This window comes from Nocardia sp. bgisy134 (assembly GCF_965341865.1).
Taxonomy (GTDB): domain Bacteria; phylum Actinomycetota; class Actinomycetes; order Mycobacteriales; family Mycobacteriaceae; genus Nocardia.
The window spans coordinates 264,390-285,954 of the sequence record NZ_CBDQZP010000008.1 but is presented as its reverse complement, the minus strand read 5'-3'; the positions used below and the strand labels follow the sequence as shown (position 1 = coordinate 285,954).

General features: G+C 68.5%; 18 protein-coding genes. 7 read left to right on the top strand and 11 right to left on the bottom strand.

Features of this window, described 5'->3' with window-relative positions; all coding sequences use genetic code 11:
• Window positions 1-103 precede the first annotated feature (103 nt).
• Genes ACRWNM_RS16945 through ACRWNM_RS16935 form a run of 3 tightly spaced genes read right to left on the bottom strand, consistent with a single transcriptional unit; the run spans window position 104 to window position 2,197 of the window.
• On the bottom strand, window positions 104-868 hold the full coding sequence (locus tag ACRWNM_RS16945) for an AIM24 family protein (protein ID WP_431968565.1): 765 nt from the start codon (window positions 866-868) through the stop codon (window positions 104-106).
• A gap of 2 nt (window positions 869-870) precedes the next feature.
• Window positions 871-1,563 carry an AIM24 family protein gene (locus ACRWNM_RS16940; protein WP_431968499.1) on the bottom strand — a complete coding sequence of 231 codons (693 nt, stop codon included), beginning with the start codon at window positions 1,561-1,563 and terminating at the stop codon, window positions 871-873.
• A gap of 10 nt (window positions 1,564-1,573) precedes the next feature.
• Window positions 1,574-2,197, bottom strand: a complete 624-nt coding sequence (locus ACRWNM_RS16935) for an AIM24 family protein (RefSeq protein WP_431968497.1) — start codon at window positions 2,195-2,197, stop codon at window positions 1,574-1,576.
• Window positions 2,198-2,375: 178 nt separating this feature from the next.
• On the opposite strand from ACRWNM_RS16935, the gene ACRWNM_RS16930 reads away from it, so the two are divergent.
• Together ACRWNM_RS16930 and ACRWNM_RS16925 are read left to right on the top strand one after the other, a co-directional pair.
• The gene (locus ACRWNM_RS16930) at window positions 2,376-3,734 is read left to right on the top strand and encodes a TerD family protein (protein ID WP_431968495.1); all 1,359 of its coding nucleotides are present in this window, start codon (window positions 2,376-2,378) and stop codon (window positions 3,732-3,734) included.
• Between the two features lie 31 nt (window positions 3,735-3,765).
• A complete protein-coding gene (locus tag ACRWNM_RS16925; protein ID WP_431968493.1) occupies window positions 3,766-5,352 on the top strand; it encodes a TerD family protein in 1,587 nt (528 codons plus the stop codon).
• Window positions 5,353-5,549: 197 nt separating this feature from the next.
• Here ACRWNM_RS16925 and ACRWNM_RS16920 read toward each other — a convergent pair whose 3' ends face one another.
• A complete protein-coding gene (locus tag ACRWNM_RS16920; protein ID WP_431968491.1) occupies window positions 5,550-7,283 on the bottom strand; it encodes a glycosyltransferase family 87 protein in 1,734 nt (577 codons plus the stop codon).
• 193 nt (window positions 7,284-7,476) lie between these two features.
• Between ACRWNM_RS16920 and ACRWNM_RS16915 the strand changes: the two genes are divergently transcribed.
• Entirely contained in the window at window positions 7,477-7,737 is a 261-nt protein-coding gene (locus ACRWNM_RS16915) for a hypothetical protein (protein ID WP_431968489.1), read from the top strand.
• Window positions 7,738-7,868: 131 nt separating this feature from the next.
• Here the strand turns inward: ACRWNM_RS16915 and ACRWNM_RS16910 are convergent, their stop codons facing one another.
• Window positions 7,869-10,073, bottom strand: coding sequence for a transglycosylase domain-containing protein (locus ACRWNM_RS16910; RefSeq protein WP_431968487.1), 2,205 nt, complete (start codon window positions 10,071-10,073; stop codon window positions 7,869-7,871).
• Between the two features lie 784 nt (window positions 10,074-10,857).
• On the bottom strand, window positions 10,858-11,277 hold the full coding sequence (locus tag ACRWNM_RS16905; RefSeq protein WP_162272772.1) for a DUF5318 domain-containing protein: 420 nt from the start codon (window positions 11,275-11,277) through the stop codon (window positions 10,858-10,860).
• A gap of 437 nt (window positions 11,278-11,714) precedes the next feature.
• Here ACRWNM_RS16905 and ACRWNM_RS16900 point away from each other — a divergent pair, with 437 nt between their 5' ends.
• The 4 genes from ACRWNM_RS16900 (at window position 11,715) to ACRWNM_RS16885 (ending at window position 15,360) form a co-directional block, all read left to right on the top strand.
• Window positions 11,715-12,797: a DUF1707 SHOCT-like domain-containing protein gene (locus ACRWNM_RS16900; protein WP_431968485.1), complete on the top strand. Its 1,083-nt coding sequence runs from the start codon at window positions 11,715-11,717 to the stop codon at window positions 12,795-12,797.
• A gap of 19 nt (window positions 12,798-12,816) precedes the next feature.
• Window positions 12,817-13,590 carry a DUF1707 SHOCT-like domain-containing protein gene (locus ACRWNM_RS16895; protein ID WP_431968483.1) on the top strand — a complete coding sequence of 258 codons (774 nt, stop codon included), beginning with the start codon at window positions 12,817-12,819 and terminating at the stop codon, window positions 13,588-13,590.
• A 119-nt stretch (window positions 13,591-13,709) separates the two neighbouring features.
• Window positions 13,710-14,267, top strand: coding sequence for a PadR family transcriptional regulator (locus tag ACRWNM_RS16890; RefSeq protein WP_067786837.1), 558 nt, complete (start codon window positions 13,710-13,712; stop codon window positions 14,265-14,267).
• On the top strand, window positions 14,260-15,360 hold the full coding sequence (locus ACRWNM_RS16885) for an inositol-3-phosphate synthase (protein ID WP_357448368.1): 1,101 nt from the start codon (window positions 14,260-14,262) through the stop codon (window positions 15,358-15,360). The genes ACRWNM_RS16890 and ACRWNM_RS16885 overlap by 8 nt, the downstream gene beginning before the upstream one ends.
• A gap of 96 nt (window positions 15,361-15,456) precedes the next feature.
• Here ACRWNM_RS16885 and ACRWNM_RS16880 read toward each other — a convergent pair whose 3' ends face one another.
• The 5 genes from ACRWNM_RS16880 to ACRWNM_RS16860 form a co-directional block, all read right to left on the bottom strand.
• Window positions 15,457-15,882 carry a GyrI-like domain-containing protein gene (locus ACRWNM_RS16880; RefSeq protein WP_431968480.1) on the bottom strand — a complete coding sequence of 142 codons (426 nt, stop codon included), beginning with the start codon at window positions 15,880-15,882 and terminating at the stop codon, window positions 15,457-15,459.
• Window positions 15,883-15,891: 9 nt separating this feature from the next.
• A complete protein-coding gene (locus ACRWNM_RS16875; RefSeq protein ID WP_431968478.1) occupies window positions 15,892-16,350 on the bottom strand; it encodes a GyrI-like domain-containing protein in 459 nt (152 codons plus the stop codon).
• Between the two features lie 297 nt (window positions 16,351-16,647).
• Complete coding sequence (locus tag ACRWNM_RS16870; RefSeq protein ID WP_431968476.1) at window positions 16,648-18,945, bottom strand: transglycosylase domain-containing protein; 2,298 nt, start codon at window positions 18,943-18,945, stop codon at window positions 16,648-16,650.
• A gap of 555 nt (window positions 18,946-19,500) precedes the next feature.
• A complete protein-coding gene (locus tag ACRWNM_RS16865) occupies window positions 19,501-20,373 on the bottom strand; it encodes a carbohydrate ABC transporter permease (RefSeq protein WP_431968563.1) in 873 nt (290 codons plus the stop codon).
• 47 nt (window positions 20,374-20,420) lie between these two features.
• Complete coding sequence (locus ACRWNM_RS16860) at window positions 20,421-21,455, bottom strand: carbohydrate ABC transporter permease (RefSeq protein WP_431968474.1); 1,035 nt, start codon at window positions 21,453-21,455, stop codon at window positions 20,421-20,423.
• Window positions 21,456-21,565: the final 110 nt, after the last annotated feature.

Sequence of the window (21,565 nt, the reverse complement as noted above, 5' to 3'; positions counted from 1 at the left end):
TCCGCCTCTGCTCTGGCAGTGCGCCGGAGGCTGGACTTCGACCGACCGTGCCCGCTGCGGCACGGGACCGGCGCGGCGTGGGCGTCGCGCCGGTCGAGCGGTCTCAGTAGTGCTGCTGCTGACCCGCGAGCTGCTGGGCGACGACGGCCTGGATGCGTTGCAGGCCGCCGACGGTGACGCCGCTCTGGAGCTGGCCCTCGATGGTGCGCACCAGCACCGAATCGCTCATGACCTTTTCGCTGGATTGGATGAGCACCGTTCCCGCGCCGGTGAAGTCGAACTGCCGCTCCTCGCCGGAGTTCACGCCGAAGCGCGCCGCGCCCGCGGCCAGGAAGCTGGACACCCACTGGTGATCGTAGTGGTGGCTGGGGGAGGGGCAATCGGCCCAGCCGACCAGCGATTCCGGGTCCACCCGCAGTGGCGGTTCGGCGAACATCACCGGCCCGTTGGAGGAGGCGAGGAACTTGCCGGTGCCGATCAGGGTGAGGAAGCCGGGCACGATCGACTGCTTCAGCGCGAGACCCGGCTCGAAGGCGAGCAGGTTGGCCGCGCGGATGGTGAGGTTGCCGTCGTCGAGATCGTAGGAATTGATGTCGTAGCCGCGGTCGCCGATGATCAGCTTGCCGTGGCCCTCGGCCACCACGTAGTCGTTGGTGAACAGCGGCGCCGAGAACTGCTGCGACACCATGTGCATCAGCCCGCCGTGCAGGCCGTGGGTGAGCAGCTGGAAGTTCATCTGGCCGTAGTAGGCGATCATCGCGCCCTTGCGCATGAACCACGGCTTGTTCAGGTCGATGCAGTAGGCGTAGGTGTTCCCCGGGATGTTGTCGCTCTCGCCGAGCGTCATCGGGTTGTGGATCTGGGCCATGGTCACAACTTCTCTTCGGAGGCCTGCACGTAGACGACTCCCTGTCCGACGCAATGCAATTGCATCGCCTCGCCGGAGCCGCGCCCGACCGCGTCACGCCAGCTCAGCGCGGTCTTCAACTCGGTCTGCACATTGCCGTACGCGGCGACGAAAGCCTGCGGGTCCACCACGATCGGATTCGGACCGCCCACTTGGAGTTCCAGGAACCCGCCGTGCGCGAGCAGCACCGCGGCGCCGTGCCCGGACAGCTGGGTGGTGAACATGCCCTGGCCGGTGAGCGCGCCGGAGGCCGCGCCGCGCAGCGCGCCCATCAGCCCGCCGCCACCGCCGCCGCCGGAACTCGCCACCGAGACGATCGAACTCTGCAGCCCCGCGGTATTGGCAAGCAGCCGTGAGGCTTCCACTCGCAGCGACGCGCCAGGCTGCATCTGCACGACGTGCACCTCCAGCCCCGCGAAGCCGTAGTGCACCTGGCCGTTGCCCTGCGCGAGCATGGTGCGCTCGTGCTCGCCCGCCATCATGCGGCCCGCCATGCCCATCAGACCGCCGCCGCCCATGCCCTGCGCACCCGGAATCTGATGCGGCGCAAAGGAGATGTCGCCGGTGTAGAAGAGCATCGCGCCGCTGCGGGCGACCACGCCGCCCGCCATGCCGACGTCGACCTTGACGACCTTGCCGTTGACTTTCTCGAACATCCCCGGCCCCTTACCGTTCCGCAGGCTGGATCAACACGACGCCCTGGCCTTCCCAGCGCAGCGAGAACGCCTCGCCCGCATCCTGACCCACCATGGTCCGCCAGGAGACATCGGTGACGAAGGACTGGTTCAGATTGCCCTGCGCGGCGACGAACGCGTCCGGATCGACCACCAGCGGATATTGCGGCGACACCTCCAGATGGATCAGCGGCCCGCCCGCCGAGAGCAGCGCGACCTGTCCCTGTCCGGTGACGGTGGTGGTGAACAACCCGGCGCCGGTGGAGGCGCCGCGCAAACCCGCGAAACGCACGTCGGTGCGCAGATTCCCGGCGAAGGCGAGCAACTGCTGCGACTCCACCTGCAGGGTTTCGCCGTTCAGGTTCACCACCGACACGTGCTGACCGTTCACCGCGAAGAAGACCCTGCCGTGCCCGCCGCATTCCATCAGCGACAGCTTCTCGCCGGTGGCGCGTCGTTTGAGCCCGGCGAGCACGCCGTCGCCTCCGCCGAACCCGGCGGACTTGAACTGCACGTTTCCCTCGTAGGCGATCATCGACCCGGCTATCGCGCGGACACTCGTTCCGGCGAGATGAGCCTCGACCACCTTCTTCGACTGTTCGAAAAGTTGTGCCATCCGGTGTTTGCCCTGCTGTCTCGTTCGGGAACATGGGTCGTTGTCACGTTCCGCTGCTCGCGGTCACTGTAACGGACACACGAGGTTCGCAACGCCGTGCGCGACGTTTACTCCGGCGGTGGCAGGGCCGTTTCTCGTAGAGTGGCAACCGTACGCACCGACAAGCGAAGGGTCGACCTTGTCCGCAACTCTCGCCAAGGGCCAGAACGGTCCACTGGCCACCAACGACGTGGTGATCTCCGTCCAGCTGTCGGCACCGGCGGACCTGTCCGCGCTCCTGGTGACCGAGCGTGGCAAGGTCCGCTCGGACGCGGACTTCGTCTTCTTCAACCAGCCGTCCGGCCCCGGCGTGAACCTGCAGCCCGCACCGGCGGGTCAGCCCGCCTCGCTCGCCGTGTCGCTGAACGCGGTGCCCGCCGATATCGACCAGATCCGCGCGGTGATCACGCTCGACGACGCCTCCAGCAACTTCGGCAGGTCAGCGCCGCCGACCGCCGTCGTGTCCGACTCCAGCGGTAATCGGTTGTACGAGTACCGGATCGAAGGGCTCGACTCCGAGTCCATCGTGATCGCACTCGAGCTGTACCGCCGCCAGGGCTCCTGGAAGGTGCGCGCCGTCGGCCAGGGCTACGCGGGCGGTTTCGCCGCGCTCGTCACCGACCACGGCGTCACCGTCGACGAAGCGCCCGCGGCCCCGCCGCCGCCGACCCAGGCTGCGCCGCCGACCCAGGCCGCGCCGCCGACCCAGGCCGCGCCGCCGGCGCACTACCCGCCGCCGACGGCCCCGGCGCAGCAGTCGCCCCAGTACGCGTCCACCGGCTCCTACCCGCCGCCCAGCACCGGGTACGCGCCGCCGCCCGGCGGTGGCTACCCGCCGCCGCCGGGACCGGCCACTGCGCAGCAGCAAGGCACTGCGCCGCAGCAGGCCGCGCAGCCCACCGGCGAGGTGAGCCTGAGCAAGGACCGCCCGGTCAGCTTGCAGAAGGGTCAGCGCGTCACGCTGCGCAAGGAGGGCGGCCAGGCGCTGACCTTCGTGAAGATGGGTCTCGGCTGGGATCCGGTACAGAGCCGCGGGATGTTCGGCAACCGCACGGTCGATATCGACCTCGATGCCTCGGTGATCATGTTCGCCGACGCCAACCCGGCCGACTACGCCTATTACGGCCAGCTGTCGTCCAAGGACGGCTCGGTGCGTCACCAGGGCGACAACCTCACCGGCGAGGGCGAGGGCGACGACGAGGTCATCCTGGTCGACCTGACCAGGATTCCGGCGCACATCACCTCTCTGGTGTTCATCGTGACCTCCTACAAGGGCCACACCTTCGAGCAGGTGCGCAACGCGTTCTGCCGGCTCGTCGACGGATCCAACAACGCCGAACTCGCCAGGTACACCATGGCGGGCGGCATGCCGTTCACCGCGATGGCGATGGCGAAGGTGTTCCGGGTCGGCGGCGACTGGAAGATGCAGGCGCTCGGCGAGGGCTTCCAGGCCAAGCATCCGGGCGAGGCGATCCCCCAGCTGGGCCGCTTCCTCTGAGGAAGGCTCGTCGGGGGAACGCGCGAAGAGCATGGCAGACAACGTGATTCAACTGAAGGCAGGCCAGAACATCCCGCTCTCCGGCGAGGTGCTCCGGTTCGGCGTGAAAGCCGGTGCGGCGCTCGATGTTTCCGCGCTGGTGGTGGCGGAGAACCTGCGGGTTCGCGACGCGGCCGACTTCGTCTTCTACAACCAGCCGAGCACCGGCGGCGTCGCGCTGACCGGCGAAGAGGTGACCATCACCCTGGCCGAGGTGCGCGCCGACGCGAAGGCGGTGCTGCTGGTGGTCAGCGCCGATCCCACCGCGCCCGGCGGCGGCGAGCTCGGTCCGGTGACCGCGTCGCTTGCCGAGAACGGCGCTCTCACCGCCGAATTCGCGATCACGCCCGCCGCGGGAGAGGCTGCGCTGATCTGCCTCGAGGTCTATCGGCGCGGCGACGCGTGGAAGGTCCGCGCCGTCGGTCAGGGCTACGCCGGCGGGCTTCCGGTGTTGTTGCCCGCGCACGGCGTCGAGGTCTCCGGCGGCGCCGACGCGAGCGCGCACGCGCCGCATCCGGAGGGCGACCGCGCCGCCATCGCCGGTCCCCGGCAGTCCCAGCATCCGGCCGAGGCTCCCGTGCTGGAGGTCTCGCACGGGCTGGAACGTTTGTGGATGATCTTCGAGGACGCGGCGCGCTCGGCCGCCGCGCTCGTCTCGGCACGGGACTACGCCGCCAAACGGCTGGACGAGGAGCTCTCGGCCGCGGTCTCCGATCCCGCGACGAGGAACACGCCGGGCGCCGAGGCGAAACGCAAGGAGGCGCAACGGCGCAGCGACGAACTCGTCGCCGTCGCCGAGGGCAATCACCGGCGCGACAGCGAGCAGTTGATGCGCGAGCTCGCCGAGGCCGACCGGTTGCTGCCGCCCGCGCTGGCCTCCTGGTCGTCACCGGCATGGGAGGGCAACGCCAAGATCAGCGATGGCATCCGCCTCGGCGAGCTGTACGCGATCGAACGCGGCCCGCTGCGGATTCCGTACTGCGTACCGGTGCCGCTGACCCGGCCGCTGTGGATCGACACCGAGCGGTCGGCGGCGGTGGTTCCGGTGGTCGGCGCGCTGCTGGCGCGGCTGCTCGCGTCCGATCCCGGCAGGCGCACCCGCATCGATGTCATCGACCTGACCGGCGCGTTCACCGGACTGCTCGCACCGCTAGGACCGGTGCTGAACGGTCCGCCGATCACCGAGCACGGCGATATCTCGCCGCGCCTGCAAGCCCTGGTCGACGCCGCGGAACTCGCCGAGATGGCTTACACCAGTGGCGCTTTCACGCCACCCGCCGAGCATCGGGTGCTGCTGGCCGCCGACTTCCCGCACGGGTACCAGGCCTCCGACGCCCAGCGCATTTCGGCGCTGACCCTGCGCGGCGACCTGATCGGACTGTCCATCGTGATCGTCGGCAGCGACGAATCCGAATCGCCGGACGGGACCGTGGCCGCGCTCTCGCAGGCCTGCCGCCATCTGCCGACCGTCGAGGACACGCCGCTGTTCGATCCGTGGACCGGCAGCGCGTGGCAACTGGAACTGGATCTGCTGCCGCGAGATCCGCAGCTGGCGGCGAAGCTGTTGCGTTCGGAGTAGCGCCGCGGTTGCGTTCGCCGGTCGCGTCTGGCGAATCCACTTGCGGCGTAGGCGCGCTCGCAGCGGCACGCGGCCGACCGCTGCGATAGCGAATCAGCGATCTGGTCCGGAGCCGCTGCGGCAGTGTGTCAGGAGGTGGGCCCGGAGCCGCTGCGGTAGTGCGTCAGCCGGTGCGGGCGGGCCGTTGCGGCAGCGCCTCAACCGGTGCGGACGAGAGTCGCCTTGGGGCGCAACGGTTCCGGCAGCCAGGGCAGCAAGGGGTCGGCGGTGCGGTCGAATACGCCGCCCGCCGGGTCGTCCACGAAATCGCGGCGCACCAAGTCCTCGCCCGGCCAATAGATCTGCCGCACGATCAGCGCGCACAGTCCGATCACGGCGAGGTCGCGCAGGACGACGGTGCCGGTGAACCACTGCTCGGGCAGGCCTTTGCGGTCGAGGCCGAGGTAGTAGAACATGCGCGGCGCCCAGACCAGCGCGTCGATGGTCATCCAGGCCAACAGGATTCGGCGGTGCGGCAGCGCGAGGACGGCCAGCGGCACCAGCCACAGCGAATACTGGGGGCTCCACACCTTGTTCGTGAGCAGGAACGCGGCGACCACCAGGAAGCACAGCGGGGCGACGCGCGGGCGGCGCGGCGCGGTCAGCGCGATGTAGGCGACAGCGGCGCAGGCGACCACGAACAGGAGCAGCGAGACCGCGTTCAGAATGGACGGCGGCTCGCCGTGGTTCAGTTCGCCGTCGAAACCGGACCAGCCGGTGAACGAGGTGATCACGTTGTAGATGGAGTCCGGATCGGCGTGCCTGGTGGTATTGAGCCGGAAGAACTCCCGCCAGCCGTTCGGATACAGCAGCGCGATCGGCAGATTCACCGCCAGCCAGGTGCCCGCCGCGGCCACCACCGCGACGATGGCCGCGCCCAGCGGACGGAAGCCGAAGAACTGGATACGGTAGGGCGTTTCGCGCAGCCAGGTCAGCGCCGCGCGCCCGCTGTCGATATCGCGCAGGCGCAGTCCGATCCGGGTACTCGGCACCCGGTGCATCGGATCGACCCGCAGGCACAGCACCACGATCGGGCCGAGCAACAGCAGCGGATAGAGCTTCGCCGCGCCGCCGAGCCCGAGCAGCACACCGGCGAGCACCGGCCTGCGCCGCGCCCAGGCGAGCAGGCCGGTGGCGGCGAAGGCGGTCGCCAGCGCGTCGAAGTTGGTGAACGCGTGCACGATCACCAGCGGCGAGCACGCGACGAGCGCCGCGTCCCAGATCCGGCGCCCGGCGAGCAGCGCGGAGGCCCACACGGTCACCAGCCAGGCCATGGCGAGGCCGAACGCGACGACGTTGAAGTAGATGACCACCTGGAGCGCGCCGGGCAGCGGCAGCGTGTCCCATGTCTTGGCGAGCTGCATGGACACGTACTGGTACAGGCCCGAAAGCACCGGGTATTCCATGTACCTGGTCTCGCGACCGCCGTCCGGGGTCTGCTCGACCCAGGCCTTCTTGTACGGGAACGCACCTTCGTCCAGGCGTTCGGCGCCGTACAGCGGCACCGTGTCCGAGTAGCACATCGCGATGTACTGGCGGCCGTTGTTCCAATCCAGCGTCAGCGAGCCGTCGCCCGCCTCGGTCTGCTGGATGCAGCCCGCCTTGGTGGCCCAGCCCAGCGCCAGGAACACCACGGTGAAGGCGAGGATCACCCGCAGCGGCGTCCAGAACCGGACCCGGCCGATCAGCGCGTGATCGCCCACCGGCCCGCCGACGACGCTGCTGAGCTGCGCGGCGAGGGAATCGTTGCGGCTCGGGCGATCCCGCGCGTCGGCCGAGCGCAGGTCCGGCGCCAGCGGCGCGGGCGCCGCGTAGTGTGTCCCGCCGCCCGAGCCCCCGCCGGAGCGCGCGGCCTGGCCTGTCCGCACGTCCACCACTTGCTGATCGGTCACGGAACCCGAGCCTAATAGGTGCGGTCGAGCCGACCTACGCCCCTGCTCGGCGCGAGTGCGTGTGTCCCCGCGGCACTCGGCCGCTGGGAGCCGGTGTTGCCTCGTAACCGTATTCAGAGTTGTTGCCGTTGTTATAATTACGGTGATCGGCTGTGCAACGGGAGGAAGCCGATCTTCGAGAAGAGGGGTGGGAATGCTCAAGAAATTGCTGACGGTCGTCGCCATCGCGAGCGCTGCGGTCTTCGGACTCGCGGGGAACGCATCGGCCGGGTATCCGTCGTATGCGGAGTGCCTGACCTGGGCAGGCGTCCGCGACAGGTGCGTCAAGGTCGGGGAGGGCAACTGGGTCGTCCTCGAGGGCTACGGCTCTTACTCCGAGTGCCTGACCTGGGCTGGTGTGCACGATCGCTGCTATCAGGACCCGAACGGGTTCTGGTACATCACCAGAGTCTGATTTCGGAGCGGCCAGGCCTGCGGCGTGGCGTCGTTGTGGAAGACGACCGCTCCATCAGTCGCTGACCTGGACAATCGGCGAGGCCGCCCGGAGGATTCCTCCGGGCGGTCTCGCCGGTCTCAGCTGCTTGCCTAACGGCTGCGAGTGGGTTGAGGGCTGGAGCCCTCTTCCTGGCCGCTGTTTCCGTTTCCGCCGCCGTTTCCGGTTCCGCCCGGACGCGGCGAGCCCGTTTGGGTCGGCGAGCTGCCATCGGTCGGCGCGACCGGCTGGCCGGGCAGCGGGCCCGGGTCCTGCTCACGTTGTTGCTGCTGCTGCGGACGCGGGTTGGGCTGCACGCCGGGGACCGGGATGGTGATGCCGGGCAGGATCTCCACCTGGGTCGGCGCGATCACGACCGGCGGCGCCGGGGCGTCGACCGTCGACGGCGGGGTGTAGGGCGCGGTCCACTCGGGAACGCCCGCCTGGCCCTTGATCGGCGCGGGCTTCGGGAAGGTCTCGGTCGGCGTGCCCTGCAGCGCACCGTCCATGGTGGACTTCCAGATGTCCGACGCCAGGCCGGAACCGTAGATCATGCCGCCCGCGTAGTTGCGCAGCGGCGAGTTGTCCACGCTGCCGACCCACACGGCGGTGGACAGCGATGGCGTGTAACCGACCATCCAGGTGTCCTTGTTCTCGCCGGTGTCGAGCAACTGCGCGGTGCCGGTCTTGGCCGCCGATTCGCGACCGCCTGCCAGGCCGTGGTTGCGCGAGTAGCCCGCGATCGGCTTCATCGCCGCGGTCACGTTGTCGGCGACGGCCGCCGAGACGCGCTGTTCGCCCGCAACGTCGCCGCGGTCGAGCAGCACCTGGCCGTCGGCGGTCACCACCCGCTGCACGAAGTGCGGCGCGTGGTACATGCCGGAGGCCGCCAGCGTGGCGTAGGCGGAGGCCATATCGAGCGCGCGGGCCTGGTACTGGCCGAGCACGATGCCGTTGTTCGGGCCCGCGCCGCCCGGCTCGGACAGCGTCTTGCCGACGCCGGGCAGCTCCTCGGGAATGCCGAGCTTGTGGCCCATGTCCGCGATCTTCTGCGGACCGTTGCCCATGTCCAGCTGCATGCGGTAGAAGCTGGTGTTCAGCGAACGCTTGAGCGACTCGGCGATGGTGCACATGCCGCAGGACTCGCCCTCCACGTTGGTGATCTTGATGCCGTTCACCGTCAGCGGCGAGCTGTCGTACATCTGCGACAGCGGAATGCCCTGTTCGAGGTTCGCGGCCAGGCCGACCACCTTGAACGAGGAACCGGTCTGCAGCGGCGCGTTGGCGAAGTCGTAGCCCTGGCCGTCGTTGCCGCCGTAGTAGGCGCGCACCGCGCCGGTGCGCGGGTCGATCGACACCACCGAGGTCCGCAGCTGCTCGGGCTCGCCCTGCATCTTGCTCGTCGCGGCGTCGACCGCGGCCTGCTGCGCCTTCGGATCGATGGTCGTGGTGATCTGCAGACCGGCGGTGTTGAGCTGCTGTTCGCTGATGCCCGCGGACGCGAGCTCCTCGAGCACCTGGGTCTTGATCAGGCCCTCGGGTCCGGAATCCAGCGTCTTGTCCTGGGTCTGCGCGAGGGGGCTCACCTGCGGGTACTGCATGCCCTGCCGGTCGGTGGCCTTCAGGTTGCCGCCGTCGACCATGCCGTCGAGCACGTAGCCCCAGCGCGTCTTGGCGCCCTCCGGGTTCTTCTCCGGATCCAGCAGCGAGGGCAGCTGGATGGTGGCGGCCAGCACCGCGCCCTCGGCGACGGTCAGATCCTGCACCGGCTTGTTGAAGTAGGCCTTGGATGCGGCGTCGATGCCGTAGGCGCCGCGACCGAAGTAGATGGTGTTCAGGTAGGCGGCGAGGATCTCGTCCTTGCTCCACTGCCGCGCCATCTTCGCGGAGATCACCAGCTCGTGCATCTTTCGGGTGAGCGAGCGCTCGTCACCGACCAGCGCGTTCTTCACGTACTGCTGGGTGATCGTCGAGCCACCGCCCGCGCTCTCCTTGCCGAGGACGTTGTCGCGGGCCGCGCGCACGAAGCCGGAGATGGAGAAGCCAGGGTTGGTGTAGAAATCCCGGTCCTCGGCCGCGATCACGGCGTTGCGCACGTGCGGCGGGATCTGCTCGATGGTCACGTCGGTGCGGTTGCCCTGTGGCGGGACCACCTTGCTCAGCACCGTGCTGCCGTCCTCGGCGTAGATCATCGCGACCTGGTTGGTCTTCAGATCACCGGGCTGCGGCACCGACACCGTGGAGTAGGCGACCAGGAAGACGGCGCTCGGCACCACGATGGCGAGGGCGATGAGTACGTAGAGCGTCCGGCGGATCATCTTCCAAGGAATCCTCTTCGCGCCTGGCCGCTTACCCGCTCCGCCGGAACCACCGTCACCGCCGCCGTTGCGGCGCGGCGGCGGACCCGAAGGGGGCTGGCCGGACTGGGCGCGGCGCTCACCGGTGGCGGGACCGTTCGGACGACGGTCGCGGTCGATCGCGGGCCGCTGGCCGGTGTTCGGCCGCGCGCCGCCCGCGGGACGGACGGCGGCGCTCGGACCGGATCGCCGATCGCGCTCGGCGACCGCCTCGCTCAGCGAGCTGGGCCGGGGCGCGCCCTGCGGATTCTGACCGGGCCGCTGAATGCGCTGGGTCGCGCCGGCGGCGCCACCGGGCGCGGCGTTGGGCTGCGGACGACCCTCCGGCGGGCGACCCTCGGGCGGGCGGCCTTGTGGAGGACGGCCCTGCGGGGGACGACCTTGTGGGGGACGACCCTGCGGCGGCGGGCCGGGACGATGCGGCGGCTGCGGGCCACCGTTGGGGCCACCCTGAGGTGTGCCGGGACGCGGGCCACCCGGCCGCGGACCGCCCGGTGGCGGTAGCGGGCGGAAACCGGGAGGGGGCGCCTGGCGCTGGCCTGGAGTCGGGTTCGGAGCCGGTTGTGAACTTCGCTGAGTACGGCCGCCGTGCGGTTCATCGCCGTAGGGGGAAGTCTCGTAGGGCGAATTCACTGACAAGATCTCCATAACTCGTATCGGTCAGGCTGGCTGGGTGCGGTCACGGGCACCGCGGCGGACACGTGCAGGCTCCGCATGTCACCCGACTGGCAGATGACCAGGCACATCACTCGGCGGCGGTACGTCGGTTCGCTCGCGTACCCGTACGGCGACGCGTGGGCGCCGGGGCGTTGCCGAGCACATAGGACTGCACCAGATGATTCCAGCTGCAGCTCCGGCATACCTCGACGACATGCACCGAGAACTCCTCGCGAGTCTCGGCGAGGCGCGTCAGCTCCTCCGGTGTGCGAGCCGAACCAGCCACCGGTCCGAGGCCGTCGCCGTAGACCCAGGATACGAGGGTGAGCTGTTCTTTCCGGCAGATAGGGCACGTGACCTCGCTCCCCCGGCCGTGGAACTTCGCCGCACGCAGGAGATAGGGATTTGCATCACATACCTCGGCGACATCGACCCGGCCCGCATAGACGTCAGCCAGCAGCGACCGGCGCCGGAGCGCGTAGTCGACCACCTGCCGCTGAATTCGCACGCCAACCAGAGTAGCGGGGTACGGGCGCTGACGCCTCGCTCCGCTCGCCTTACGTAGGCCACACCGGACATCGATTCGCGACCCGGAGCGCTTCGCTTTCCGGGTCGACCTGCACCTATCACTGTGTCGCTCGGCGAGGACGCCTAGCTTCCCTCGGCTTGTCCAGTCCGCACGAGGCGCAGATCCGTGACATTTATTGCACATGTCGCGTCGCTTCGCTCGGCATCCGGCGTCCGCGGTGGACGGTGGTTCAGGACAAGGCGATCCGTTCCGTGTTGTACAGGGGGCTTACGGAGGCCGCCGCGGGACTCGGTTCGTGACTCGGGCGCGCCGCATTTCCTCGGCGACGTGCACGAATCGATGCCGTGCATGGTGCTCGCCTCCTTCGGTTTCGCGGGAACCGTTCCCGGTGGGCATGTTCTGTTTACGATTCGTGTGTGTCCACCGGGAGCAACGGGCGCATGCGAGCGCGTGATCTGGACCGCGTGAACGCATGCGGTCTGTTGGATGCGGCCTACGCGGAGGGGCAGCTCGGGGCCGACGAGTATCACGACCGCACGGCGAAAGCGGGGCGCGCCAAGACCGTCGGTGAGCTGGCGCGCCTGACGAGCGACCTGCAAGTTCCCGCTGCCGCCGGTGATCTGGCGCCGGGCGGGTCGGCGAAGACGCGGAAACCTTTGCGGCGGGCGCGAACCCGCGCCAGTTATCCGGACCACACCAGGGCGCGGAATGCCGATCGTGCCAACACGATTCGGGTGCTCGACGACGCGCACGGCGAAGGGCAGCTGGACGCGGACGAGCACCAGGCGCTCACCGAGCTGGCTTCCGAGGCGAAAACCCTCGGTGATCTCGGCGAATTGGTGGCCGATGTGCAACGCGCCGCCGCGGCGTCGCCGCCGAGTCCTCCGCATTCGCGCCGGAATCTGCGGTTCCGTGCCGCGGTGGGCGTCGTGGCCGTGCTCGGAGTCTGGGCCGGGTATTTCGCCGCGGGACGCGACGACAGCGAGGTCCCGGCGCAGGCCGTCCCCGTCGAGCTGGGCACGGTGCAGCCGCTGGTGCTGCCGAGGCCCGAGCTGTACACCGTCGCCGGGATGACGCTCTACCGCGACAAGTACCGGGAGAAGTTCGGCGACACCCTCGTCGACGAGCTCTGGCTGCACAAGGATTTCGCATCGGTGCAGCGCATCGCGCCGGAGGGGCCGCAGTGGTCGGTCGACTGGGACTACTGGGGCGGATTCACCCAGCACGACAATCTCATCACCACGCGCAGGCCGGACACGCGCAGCGTGGACCTGGCCACGCTGAACGTCGAGGCGATCGGCGCGGTGCTCGCCACGGCGCCGGCGATGACCAAGGTGCCCGGCGGTGTCGTCGACTCCATCGAGATCTCCGCCGACGGTTCCAGCGCGGGCAACGCCAGGCCCCTCGTAGAGATCCGCGTGCGCAACGACCGCAGCCAGCACGGCAGCGTCGTGATCTCGCCGTCGGGTGAGGTGCTGAAGGTCAGGGAGGTCGGATGACCGGCGAGGGGAAGCGCTGATGGCGTCGAAAACCGCCCGCCTGCGGGCCAGTGACAGCGATCGCGCCGATGTCTGCGGACTGCTGGACGCCGCGCTCGCCGACGGTCAGCTCACCGAGTCCGAGCACACCGCCCGCACCGGTATCGCCATGCGCGCCAAGTCGTTCGGAGATCTCGACAAGCTGATCGACGACCTGCAGATTCCCGGCGAGTTGGTCGACGCTCCCGTGGTGCGCGGCGGACGCGGACGAACGCGCTGGATTCCCGCGGTGATCCTGGCCGCGGCCCTGATCGCGGGCGGGCTGGTCGGCTGCGTCGCGCACAGCGCGGTCGATCGGGCCGTCGCCGACCCCCTGCCCGACCTGACCACTGGCGCGGGCCTGGCCTATTTCATCGACAGGTATCGCGCCGAGTTCGGCGACACGGTCGCCGACGACGTCACCGTCTATCCGCGCTACGCCCTCTTCTATCGCAACGAGAAGGGCAAGTCCGTCTACTACCACTTCGACGGCGATTTCTCCCTGTTCGGCAACCCGTCCTCGCGCAAGCCGGACACCCCGACCGTCGACATGGGCGCCATCGACCTGCCGATCCTCGCCCGCCTGCTCGCGGGAGCCTCGCAGTCGGTGCTGCTGCCGGGCAGTCCGATCTCGCACGTGAGCATCGAGCGCGAGGACAAGAAGGGCGCGCAGCCCTACGTGCAGATCTACGTGCAGAACGAGATGAGCGAGACCGGATTCATGACCGTCCTCTTCGACGGCGAACCGCTGAACGTCCGCCCGCCCAACCGCTGATCCGACCTGGGTGAACGCCCCATATATCGCCCATCGCTGTGCCCGGTTATATCGGCGCGATATACTCGGAAGTCGCATCCATCGGTTAGGTCTGCACAACAGTCAGGGGGTGACGCCCGATGCTCGAGCTGGCAATCCTCGGGCTGCTCCTCGAAGCGCCGATGCACGGTTACGAGCTGCGCAAGCGGCTGACGGGCCTGCTCGGGCCGTTTCGGGCCTTCTCCTACGGTTCGCTCTATCCGACGCTGCGGCGCATGCAGGCGGACGGACTGATCGCGGAGGAGAACGTCGCGGGCGTCACCATGCGCCGCGCGCGGCGGGTCTATCAACTGACACCGGCGGGGCGGGAGCGTTTCACGGAGCTCCTCGCGGACACCGGCCCGCAGAACTACACCGACGACGGCTTCGGCGTCCACCTGGCGTTCTTCAGCCGCACTCCCGCGGAGGCGCGGATGCGGATCCTGGAGGGCAGGCGCCGGCAGGTCGAGGAGCGCCGAGAGGGATTGCGGGAAGCGATCAAACGGGCCAGCGGGTCGCTGGATCGCTACACCCGACAGCTCCACCAACTCGGTCTGGAATCAAGCGAGCGCGAAGTGCGCTGGCTCAACGAGTTGATTGCGGCGGAGCAATCAACGAAGGCGGCACCACAGAAAGAGGGAACCATCGGCCATGAGTGACATCAATACGGCTGAGAACGCCACCGAAGTTCGCGTGGCCATCGTGGGCGTGGGCAACTGCGCCTCTTCCTTGGTCCAGGGCGTGCAGTACTACAAGGACGCGGACGAGACCTCGACCGTGCCCGGTCTGATGCACGTCAAGTTCGGCCGGTACCACGTACGCGACGTCAAGTTCGTCGCCGCGTTCGACGTGGATGCCAAGAAGGTCGGCTTCGACCTGGCCGAGGCGATCTTCGCCAGCGAGAACAACACCATCAAGATCTCCGACGTGCCCCCGACCGACGTGGTCGTGCAGCGCGGCCCGACGCTCGACGGCATCGGCAAGTACTACGCGGAAACCATCGAACTCTCCGAGGCCGAGCCGGTCGACGTGGTGAAGGCCCTGAAGGACGCGAAGGTCGACGTCCTGGTGTCCTACCTGCCGGTGGGTTCAGAAGAGGCGGACAAGTTCTACGCCCAGTGCGCCATCGACGCGGGCGTCGCCTTCGTCAACGCGCTGCCGGTGTTCATCGCCTCCGACCCGGTGTGGGCGCAGAAGTTCGTGGACGCGGGCGTCCCGATCGTCGGCGACGACATCAAGAGCCAGGTCGGCGCGACCATCACCCACCGCGTGATGGCCAAGCTGTTCGAGGACCGCGGCGTGCAGCTCGACCGCACCATGCAGCTCAACGTCGGCGGCAACATGGACTTCAAGAACATGCTCGAGCGCGAGCGCCTGGAGTCCAAGAAGATCTCCAAGACCCAGGCCGTCACCAGCAACCTGAAGAAGGAACTGGGCGCCAACGACGTGCACATCGGCCCGTCCGACCACGTCGGCTGGCTCGACGACCGCAAGTGGGCCTACGTGCGCCTCGAGGGTCGCGCCTTCGGCGACGTGCCGCTGAACCTGGAGTACAAGCTCGAAGTGTGGGACTCGCCCAACTCGGCGGGCATCATCATCGACGCGGTGCGCGCGGCCAAGATCGCCAAGGACCGCGGCATCGGCGGACCTGTCATCCCGGCCTCGGCCTACCTGATGAAGTCCCCGCCGCAGCAGCTCGCGGACGACATCGCCCGCGCCCAGCTGGAAGCGTTCATCATCGGCGCGGAGTAGATCCGACGACTCGATGAGGGAAGCCGGTCGGAGAGCCACTCTCCGACCGGCTTTGCGTTTTTTGCCGCGGACACGCCGCGTCGGCTCGGAGCCGGTTCAGTCCAGTGAAACGTAGACCTCGACGGAGGTCGGGCCGGTGTAGCGCTCGATCTCCGCGGTGTGCGAGCGGGTGATGATGCCCGCGCTCTCGGCCTTGGCGACCTGCGCCCACGCCGTGCGCAGCAGATCGTAGGGCTTGTCGGAGACGACGAACTTCGCGTAGCGGCCCTGCGGGATGCGGGTCACCACGTCGCCCTGGTCCAGGTCGTCCAGCGAACCCACCTCGTAGCCGAGGACGGCGACGGCATGGTCGTTCTGGCCGATGTACGCCGCGACGCGCGGCACGCTCTTTTCCCTGGCGAGGTAGCGATCCCAGGTGAAGTTCACCAGATCGAGGTCGCGCGCGGTCACTTCGCGGCCGGCCAGCGGAATGGTCAGTCCGGCGACCAGGCTGCCGTCCAGGGTGACGATCTCGAAATCCACTGTTGTGTCCTACCCGTCGCTCGGTTCGTCGGCCAGCGCCACGAAGACCTCGGCGGTGCGGTCGTCGGGATAGTGCTCCCAGTCGCCGGTATAGGAACGCACGAACCGGCCCGCCGCCTCGGCATCCCACACCGCCCGCCAAATGCTGACGATCGTATCGCCGAGATCGTCGCCGCTGGCGATGAATCGGGCGAACCGGCCACCGGGCACCCTGGCCAGCACGTCGCCGGGCAGCAAGTCATCGATGCTCTTACAGCGGTAGCCGACGATGTGGGTCAGATAGGAGTTGATCTCCGGCGCATGATCGACATAGGCGGTGGTCGGCGGGCCAGGTAGACGGCGCGAGAGGATGCGCTTCCACGCTTCCTCCACCTTCGCGCGGCGCGGCCCCTCGACCGCTAGCGCTGGGCTGCGAAGCACCGTGCCCGCCACCAGCACCTCGGGACGGTCAACGACATTGAAATCCACCGGCGTAGCCCCTATGTCTAGTCTGTTTTCAATTGGCGGCGCTTCCGGGCCCCTCTGTGGTCCGCACGCTACCGCCTGTCGGCCGGTCGCTCGCGCCGCTGCCGTCGTCGCTCGAGCGCTTATCCTTCCGCATCGTCACCGGGGGACGGCCGTCGCCCCTGGTTCACCTCGGCGCCGCTGGGCCGCGCTCTCACTCTGGCAAAACGATGCTGCCATGTCATGCGTTCCCCGGAGGCTCGCTAGGTCACAAGATCGATTCAAGATGGTGTGGGCCACAGTTATCTGACCGCCCGCACGTCAGCCGGGCACCGGAACGTTCAATCCGGGGAAGATCTCGACCTGCGTCGGCTGCGGCGGCGCAGGCGGAATGATGATCGAGGGCTCCGGTTGTTGCTGCGGCGCACGCGACGGATTCGGGTTCGGATTCAAGATGTCGTAGGGATTGTTCGGGGGCTTCGGCGGAGTGCTGCCCGCGGGGCCGCCGACCGCCGGTCCGCCCACGGGTCCGGTGGGGAACTGCTCGATGGGCGTGCCCGCCAGCGCGTCGTCCATCATCTGCTTCCAGATGTCGGCGGGCAGGCCCGAACCGTAGATGTCCGCGCCCGCCGCGGTGTGGATCGGCTGCGACTGCTCGCTGCCGATCCACACCGCGGTGGACAGCGACGGCGTGAAGCCGATCATCCAGGCGTCCTTGTTCTGGTCGGACTGGCCCAATTGGGTCGTGCCGGTCTTGGCGGCCGACGGCCGGTTGCCCGCCAGCGCGTGCCCGTTGGAGTAGGCGGCGATCGGCATCATCGCGGTGACGGTGTTCTCCGCGAAAGCGGGCTTGATGCGCTGCTCGCCGGGCGGCAGCTGGTCGCCGGCCTGCTGTTCGGGTGCGCCGCGATCGAGCAGCACCCGTCCGTCGCCGGTCACCACGCGCTGCACGAAGTGCGGCCGGTGGTACATGCCGGAGGCCGCGACGGTGGCGTACGCCGAGGCCATGTCGATCGGGCGCACCAGATATTGGCCGAGCACGATGCCGTTGAGCGGCGGGCCGCCGTCCTCGGCGAGCGTCTTGCCCGCCACGCCGGGGATCTCCTCCGGGATGCCCGCCTGGTGCGCGGCATCCGCGATCGCCTGCGGTCCTTCGAACATCGACATGGTCAGCCGGTAGAAGCTGGTGTTCAGCGAGCGCTTCAGCGCTTCGGCCATGCTGCATTTGCCGCAGGATTCGCCGTCCACGTTGGTGATCCTGGTGCCGCGATCGGTGACCGGCGAACTGTCCAGCATGCGCGTCAGCGGGATGCTCTGCTGCTGTGCGGCGATCACCGCGAACACCTTGAACGCCGACCCGGTCTGCAACGGCGCCTGCGCGAAGTCGTAGCCGATGCCGTCCTCGCCGCCGTAGTAGGCGCGCACCGCGCCGGAGCGCGGATCGATCGACACCACCGCGGCGCGCAGGTGCGCGGGCTGGGGCCCGAGCCGATCGTGCACCGCGGTGAGCGCCGCCTGCTGGGCTCCGACGTCGATAGTGGTGGTGATTTGCAGTGCGCCGGTGTTGATTTCGCGTTCGCTGATGCCGGAGGCGCGCAGCTCACGCAGCACCTGGGTGCGGATCAGGCCCTCGGGACCGCGGGAGGCGTCGCGGTCGGGAATGTCGGTGATCGGCAGGATCCGCGGGAAAACGGTGGCGTCTCGGTCGCCCGGCGCCAGCACGTCCATCTCGACCATGCCGTCGAGCACATACCGCCAGCGCGCCTTCAATTCCGGCAGGTGTGTTTCGGGGTCGAGGATCGACGGTGTGCGGATGACGGCCGCCAGCACCGCGCCCTCGGCGAGCGTCAGCTGCGCGGGCGGCTTGTCGAAGTACGCCTTGGACGCCGCGGCGATGCCGTAGGAGCCGCGCCCGTAGTAGATGGTGTTGAGATAGGCGGCGAGGATGTCGTCCTTGCTCCACTGCCTGGCCATCTTGGCCGCGATGATCAGCTCGCGCATCTTGCGGGTCAGAGTGCGTTCCGAGCCGAGGAAGGCGTTCTTCACATACTGCTGGGTGATGGTCGAGCCGCCGCCCGCGTCGTCCTTGCCCATCAGGTTGTCCCGGCCCGCGCGCAGGAAGCCGGATGTGGAATAGCCGGGGTTGGTGTAGAAATCGCGGTCTTCGGCGGAGAGCACCGCGTTGCGCACCGGTTCGGGCACCTCGGAGAGCGACACGGGAGTCCGATTGCCTTCCGGCGGAACCACCTTCGCGATCACCGTGCTGCCGTCCGCGGCGAGGACGGTGGCGATCTGATTGGTCTGCACCGCCGCCGGGTCGGGGATCTCGGCGCTCCAGTAGACCAGCACGAACAGCAGCGAGGGCACCGCGACGAACAGGATGAACAGCGCGAGCACGAGCCGACGAAGCCGTTCGGCGCGACTGCGCTGCGGCCGCTCGGGTTTCGTCGCCTCCGCGGTGCCGCCGGGCCGGGATCCCCTGAGCGCCTGCGCTTTCCGTTCACGGCTGTGCGGTGTGTCCCGCTCCCGGAAACCCGCGATGGAGGCGTGCTGCGGCGACGATTGCTTGCCCCCGGCATCGCGTTTCCCACCTCGCTTGCCGAACGAGCTCACGATCATCTCCTCCCGGAGTTGTCGGTCGAACCCACCTGCACTGACAACGATCGCCGAAACGAGCTACGACCGGACTCTACTCCGCCCACCCCGGCCGAGGCGGCACACAGTCCACACCAACCCGCTTCTTAGGCAAAGTAACCCGAGTACGTCCCCAACCCCAACCCCACCCGCCCACCGAGCGAGCCCGGCGCGACCGTCGGCGAGGCAAAGCGAACCTGTCTTCGCTATTACGCCGAAATCTCAGCATGTAAATCGCGGGCGCGAGCTCAGTCGGTGGGCAAGCTGGACGCGGTGCGGAAACCTCCGCACCAGCGCTCCATACCCAGCGCATGCGCCGCTGAAGCGAGTCCCGACCGCCAGAAAACCAGACGCAAAGGCCGTGATTCCACGGAACATCCCAGCCCCACCCGCCCATCACGGAGCGAGCCCGACGAGCGACCGTTCGCGGCCGTCTCGCTTCCCAGCGATCGAAGCGCATGCGACGCAGTCGCGAGTCTCGATCGCTGGGAAGCGAGACAACAAGGGCCGCGAACCCGCGCGCGCCAGCGCGCCGACAACTCAGCTCTTGACGCCGCCCGCGGTCAGACCGGAGATGATGCGGCGCTGGAACAGCAGCACCATGATCACCAGCGGGATCGTGACGATCGTGCCCGCCGCCATGATCGCGGCGTACGGCTGGACGAGCGGGTTGTTGCCGGAGAACCGGGCGATCGCGACGGTCACGGGCTCGGTCGCGTCGCTGGAGAGCAGGCGGGCCAGCAGGTATTCGTTCACCGCGGCGATGAAGGCCAGGATCGCGGTGGTGAAGACGGCGGGCGCGGCCAGCGGCAGCATCACCAGCCGGAACGCCTGCATCTTGCTCGCGCCGTCGATGCGGGCCGCCTCTTCCAGCTCCCACGGCAGTTCGGTGAAGAACGAGGCGAGGATGTAGACGGTCATCGGCAGCACGAACGAGATGTTCGGGATGATCATCGCCTGGTATTGGCCGATCCAGCCGAGGTTGGTGAACAGCTGGAACAGCGGCGTCACCAGCACGACCACCGGGAACATCGACGCGCTCAGGATCAGTCCGGCCACCACGTACTTGCCGCGGAAGGTCAGCCTGGCCAGCGCGTACGCGGCGAAGATCCCGATGACCAGCGCGAGCACCGTGGTGCACGCACCGATGACGACGCTGTTCAGCAGCGCCTTGCCGAAGTCGTTGCCGCGGCTGGTGTCGAACGCGTCGCGGAAGTTCTCCAGCGTGACGTGCGTCGGCCACGGCGTGTTGTCGAAGGTGTAGTCCGGATCGCGGAACGCGGTGACGGCCATCCAGTAGAACGGGCCGAGGCCCCAGACCAGCACGATGAGCACGCCGAGGTAGATGCGCACCGATCCGAACCGCTTGGTCCACGGCACCGCCCGATCGGTGGCCGGTTCCTTCGTCACCATCGGTGCGCCTCCACTGTCTTGCTCGGTGCGCACCTGATTGCTCGTGGTCATGCTCGCACCGTCCCTTCGCGCTGCGCTTCCTGGGTGCGGACGGCGTTGGCGCCGAGGATCTTCACCAAGATGAAGGCCACGGCGAAGATCAGCAGGAAGGTGATGGTCGACAGGGCAGCGGCGCTGTTCGGTCCCTGGCGCACCTGGTCGACCACCAGGATCGACACCGTGCGGGTCGACGGGTTGTTCAGCGTCATGATGGCGGGCAGGTCGTACATGCGCAGTGCGTCCATGGTGCGGAACAGGATCGCCACCAGCAGCGCGGGCTTGAGCAGCGGCAGGGTGATCTGGGTGAACCGCTGCCAGGCCGAGGCGCCGTCCACCTTGGCGGCCTCGTACACGTCGTTGGGGATCACCTGCAATCCGGCGAGCAGGAGCAGCGCCATGAACGGCGTCGTCTTCCACACGTCGGCGGCGATCACCGCGAACCGCGCGGCCCACGGATCAGAGGTCCAGAGAATGTGCGTGCCGAGCACCCGGTTCACCACGCCGTCGTACTGGAACATGAACTCCCACAACCGCGCCGTGACGGCGGTCGGGATGGCCCACGGAATGAGCACCGCCGCGCGCAGCAGCGCCCGGCCCTTGAAGCTCTTGCCCATGACGATCGCCATGGCGAGGCCGATGGTGGCCTCCAGCGCCACCGTGATCACGGTGAAGAACAGCGTGACGCCGACGGCCATCCAGAACTGCGAGCCCAGATTGCCGGTGGGGCAGGCGATGGTCTCGCCGGTCGGCAGGCTGCACTGTTGCAGCAGCCAGTGCGTGTAGTTCGAGAATCCGGCGCTGCCGCCCTCCACGAACATGCCCGTGCTCGGGTCGAGCCCGGGGTCCTTCTGGAAGGACATGTACAGCGCGCGGACCACCGGGTAGCCGATGACGACCGCCAGCGCGATCAGCACCGGCGCCACGAAGACCCAGGCCTTGCCGGAGCGGCGCAGCTCGAAGGCCAGGCTCGCGCCGAAACCGCGTTTGCGCGGAAGGAATTCGTCGCTCGGCAGGCGTGTGGCCGCTCCCGAAGGATCCGACACCGTTATCTCTCTCCTACGGGTTGGTCGGGTCCGCTACGCGACCGCGCGCGACTCCGCCTCGCTGACGCTCGGCTCGTCGTGCACGGTAGCGCGCTGTGTTCATGGCTCAT

Coding starts and splice junctions, on each gene's coding strand:
- ACRWNM_RS16945 (WP_431968565.1), bottom strand. CDS start 868: ATGGCCCAGATCCACAACCCGATGACGCTCGGCGAGAGCGACAACATC.
- ACRWNM_RS16940 (WP_431968499.1), bottom strand. CDS start 1,563: ATGTTCGAGAAAGTCAACGGCAAGGTCGTCAAGGTCGACGTCGGCATG.
- ACRWNM_RS16935 (WP_431968497.1), bottom strand. CDS start 2,197: ATGGCACAACTTTTCGAACAGTCGAAGAAGGTGGTCGAGGCTCATCTC.
- ACRWNM_RS16925 (WP_431968493.1), top strand. CDS start 3,766: ATGGCAGACAACGTGATTCAACTGAAGGCAGGCCAGAACATCCCGCTC.
- ACRWNM_RS16915 (WP_431968489.1), top strand. CDS start 7,477: ATGCTCAAGAAATTGCTGACGGTCGTCGCCATCGCGAGCGCTGCGGTC.
- ACRWNM_RS16910 (WP_431968487.1), bottom strand. CDS start 10,073: ATGATCCGCCGGACGCTCTACGTACTCATCGCCCTCGCCATCGTGGTG.
- ACRWNM_RS16895 (WP_431968483.1), top strand. CDS start 12,817: ATGGCGTCGAAAACCGCCCGCCTGCGGGCCAGTGACAGCGATCGCGCC.
- ACRWNM_RS16890 (WP_067786837.1), top strand. CDS start 13,710: ATGCTCGAGCTGGCAATCCTCGGGCTGCTCCTCGAAGCGCCGATGCAC.
- ACRWNM_RS16885 (WP_357448368.1), top strand. CDS start 14,260: ATGAGTGACATCAATACGGCTGAGAACGCCACCGAAGTTCGCGTGGCC.
- ACRWNM_RS16870 (WP_431968476.1), bottom strand. CDS start 18,945: ATGATCGTGAGCTCGTTCGGCAAGCGAGGTGGGAAACGCGATGCCGGG.
- ACRWNM_RS16865 (WP_431968563.1), bottom strand. CDS start 20,373: ATGGTGACGAAGGAACCGGCCACCGATCGGGCGGTGCCGTGGACCAAG.